Consider the following 3,492-nt stretch of genomic DNA (forward strand, 5'->3'; position numbering starts at 1 on the left):
ACTTCGTTACAACGTAGCGCCCTAACAGCGCTGAGTCTGGTCAATCTAGGCAAGCACAGAGTGACTCTGGCATGCCTCGCCCTTTAGGGCGGGGTTATTGACAAAATGAAGATACTGTTGCGCATTAAAAGGACGCGGCATTAGTCCTACGGTTTGTAATGAGGACTCCATACGCAGCATAAAAGCCTTAGTGTCCTCTATATCCTTTTCTGTAGGCATTGGGTTATTGATAGGCACTTTCATCGTGATACACAGTTTGAGGTCTTGCACCACGCCAAGGTTAAAGAACCCTTGTGAAGATCGAGTGGTTAAATCATTGAAAGTATGTTGGCGGAAAAACGCTTCTCGTTCATTAATGACTCTACTCATAATAGGATGACGAAAACCATTGCGTAAATCCTGCATTTCGTACATTTGCTGGCTAATATCCGGCGAACGAAACAAGCAAATTTGAATAACGGTGTTGGTAGGTAGCTCTTGATTTAAAAAACTATTAACACGGTCTTGGATTTTTTCATCCCCATAAATCAAGGGCTGGCAAAAGAAACCAAAACCCAATGAAGAGTCATCCATAGCAAAAAGTTTTGACTCTTCATCGTAGGCCACCACAGGCAATAAACCTAAACGGTTCTGAGACAGTGCAATGGTATAGTTTACTGCATCCCGTCTCTCAGCTCCGCGCTCATCAGGGACACGATTCTTCATACGGCATGACCTTAGAGCAATCTATTACTCACTTAGGGAGCAATACCCATCATGATTTTGAAAAAACGGTCACTCGCCACCTTAACTGCTCTGACTCTATTGTCTAGCCTTAGTCTGGTTTCCGAGGTAGACGCTTGTACGCGCTTTGTCTATCAAGGAGCGAATAATCATGTCATTACCGCACGTTCTATGGATTGGAAGTCTGATGTAGAAACCAATTTATAAAATTAATTTTAATTCTATAAACCCAAAGCTATTTTCATATAGTAATAATTAAAAACCCCAATAAGACATACTATCGTTTTCTTATTGGGGCTGCTAAACACACGAAAGTAGTTAGAATCGGTATGCCGTACCTAAATACACGGAGTTCTGTGCATTAGGCGCATTTGCCGTTTGCATGCTAATGCCTGCGTTCACATCCCACTGTTTAGTGAGTCGACCTGAGGCCCCCAACTCGAAAACACCTGTGTTTTTAGCTAATTTAGTCTGTGTAGGTAAGTAAAAGGCTCGATCAGAATAAAGCCCGGTTTGCATTCCAGCCCCTACCTCTTTATTTGCCTTTTTAAACTCATGCAACCACTGTGCAGAAGCATACACAGACCAGTCTGGATTCACCGCTACAGAAAGCTGGTAGCCCAAGCTACTTTGTAACGAATTTTGTGTTTGAGCAGCAAATCGCATGGACGATGAGCTAGTGGCTTGCTCTGCCAAAGCCTTGATTTTTGCTTTTTGTAAATTTAGCCCTAGCAACGGCCCATGTGTGACAGAACCATGTTGCCAGTTATAACCCGCGCTAATACGGCCTCCGGCTTGATGGCCCTTGGCCTTAGAGTGATGATCACGATGTGCTGCACCAATATCTACATGCCTATCCAAACGCGTATCTAGGTCTGCGTAATAGAACTGAGCATTAACCCATGTATTTGCGTCAGCCCAACGTCCATATAGACCTCCGGCGAAGCGTTTTTGCTGCAATGAGCTAGACGACAAGGTGCTGTCTATGCGGTCATAATGCAAATACGTTCCCATTGTCCACTGGTTCACTTGCTTGCTAATACCTAAGCTGCCTGATCCATTTGTCCCATGCACCTGACTGCGCTCATGGCTACCATTTGAAAACAGTGCCGCCCCCTCCGCCCACACCTGAACACCCTGCTCTGTATTGGCCTGTGTCAACGATAAGCGGCGATCAATCCGCTGCATTTGGCTTAATCCCGCCTGATTGGCTGTAGCACCCAGCATACCTACGACAGTTCCAGCAGAAAAGACCGCATCCGCATATTGTGCAATAGCCTGATGAGCTTTAGAGCTAGGGTGAACTCCATCTGCATAAAGATGCGTTTGATCGGCATCAGCAGAAACCAGTTGCGCTGGACCACAATACAACGATGATGTACTGCATGCTGCATCGGTCACATTGGAAAACCCATAGGTTGTAGGATCTGCCATAACCTCTGTTAACAGGCCTGAAATAGTTAAAGGAATAATATTGGCTTGACTACTGGCTAAGCCTAAAGCTAATCCTTGATTATATGTAGAGCTAAGAAGCGTCGCGATATCACTCACGACAGGTATTCCAGCAAACTCAGGGGTTTTACCTAAGTCGGGAATGTCTCCTACCAGAATGTAGCGCGCACCATGCTTATGCAGTGAATCAATAATACCCACCTGATTCACGACAGAATCCATCAAAATCATAGGTGCCTGTAGGGGGTCCTGTACTACAGCAAATAGGTCATTTGCCCCACCCCATACACTATAAATAGCATCCGACTCCAATTGCCCTTTTTTTACAGCCAATAACTGCTCTAGTTGGCTTGTCATCGCGGGCAAGACAGGGTTGCTCGGACCAACGGGCAAAGTGGGGTCGGCCAACTCATTGACAGAAACCCTAGCCCCTCCAACCGCTAAGTTTGTGCCTCCTTGACCACTAGGATCAGCACGTAATCCATTTTTTTCAGCAAAATAATACGACCAAACATTTCCCGGATTTGTTGTAAATCGAGAACCCAGTTGCCCCGTATCGGTTAAGCTATCACCAATAAAGTAGATACTCGTTATGTTTTGAGCACAAATGGTGCTGCTTACTGTGGCTAACAAGGCGGCCAATAGCGTTTTTTTCATCATGCGTCTCATCCCTTTGAAAGAGGTTAAAGGTAGTTCTCTACGACTTTAGCGTCAATCACTGCTTTTGGGGAATTTCACCTATAAGCACGGCACATAACAAAAGCTATTTTTTATTTTTCTACCCACCATTCATATAGGTAAAGTGAGAGAAACATGACCGTAGATCTCAAGCCCATCAAACCCATTCCAGCAGCCGTTGCCATTGCCCTAACCCTGCTGATTTGGTTTGTTATTCCCATACCTGAGGGCGTTAGCCCCAACGCCTGGCACTTGTTGGCGCTATTTGTCGGCACCATTGCCGCTATTATTGGCAAAGCCTTGCCTATCGGGGCCGTATCCATCCTCGCTATTGCCTTAGTCGCCATTACTGGTGTGACTAACCCGGGTAATCCTAAAGCTGCTCTTGCTGACGCCCTTAGCGGCTTTTCTAATGAGCTGATTTGGCTCATTGGTATTTCCATTATGATCTCTCTTAGTCTTAACAAGACAGGACTAGGAGCCCGTATTGGTTATTTTTTAATCTCATTATTTGGTAAGCGTACTCTAGGCATTGCTTATGCGCTTGCTTTTTCCGAGACTATTCTCGCTCCAGTAACCCCAAGTAATACCGCTCGCGGTGGGGGTATCATTCACCCTATCATGCGCTCCATTGCGGAT

The 3,492-nt window shown here is 45.4% G+C and carries 4 protein-coding genes; 2 read left to right on the top strand and 2 right to left on the bottom strand.

Annotated elements, in window-relative coordinates:
* Positions 1-45 precede the first annotated feature (45 nt).
* Complete coding sequence (locus tag Q0Z62_RS10650) at positions 46-705, bottom strand: conjugal transfer protein TraC (protein WP_298054432.1); 660 nt, start codon at positions 703-705, stop codon at positions 46-48.
* A 51-nt stretch (positions 706-756) separates the two neighbouring features.
* Between Q0Z62_RS10650 and Q0Z62_RS10655 the strand changes: the two genes are divergently transcribed.
* Positions 757-930: a hypothetical protein gene (locus Q0Z62_RS10655; RefSeq protein ID WP_298054435.1), complete on the top strand. Its 174-nt coding sequence runs from the start codon at positions 757-759 to the stop codon at positions 928-930.
* Positions 931-1,041: 111 nt separating this feature from the next.
* Here Q0Z62_RS10655 and Q0Z62_RS10660 read toward each other — a convergent pair whose 3' ends face one another.
* Complete coding sequence (locus tag Q0Z62_RS10660; protein ID WP_298054441.1) at positions 1,042-2,835, bottom strand: autotransporter domain-containing protein; 1,794 nt, start codon at positions 2,833-2,835, stop codon at positions 1,042-1,044.
* Between the two features lie 153 nt (positions 2,836-2,988).
* Here Q0Z62_RS10660 and Q0Z62_RS10665 point away from each other — a divergent pair.
* Positions 2,989-3,492, top strand: a 504-nt coding sequence (locus Q0Z62_RS10665; protein ID WP_298054444.1) for an SLC13 family permease, incomplete at its 3' end; no start/stop codon positions are given.

The organism is uncultured Paenalcaligenes sp., assembly GCF_947630565.1.
Classification (GTDB): Bacteria; Pseudomonadota; Gammaproteobacteria; order Burkholderiales; family Burkholderiaceae_B; genus Paenalcaligenes; species Paenalcaligenes faecalis.

What these genes read in the sequence shown, in the direction of transcription:
- Q0Z62_RS10650 (WP_298054432.1), bottom strand. Translation starts at nt 705, where the DNA reads ATGAAGAATCGTGTCCCTGATGAGCGCGGAGCTGAGAGACGGGATGCA.
- Q0Z62_RS10655 (WP_298054435.1), top strand. Translation starts at nt 757, where the DNA reads ATGATTTTGAAAAAACGGTCACTCGCCACCTTAACTGCTCTGACTCTA.
- Q0Z62_RS10660 (WP_298054441.1), bottom strand. Translation starts at nt 2,835, where the DNA reads ATGATGAAAAAAACGCTATTGGCCGCCTTGTTAGCCACAGTAAGCAGC.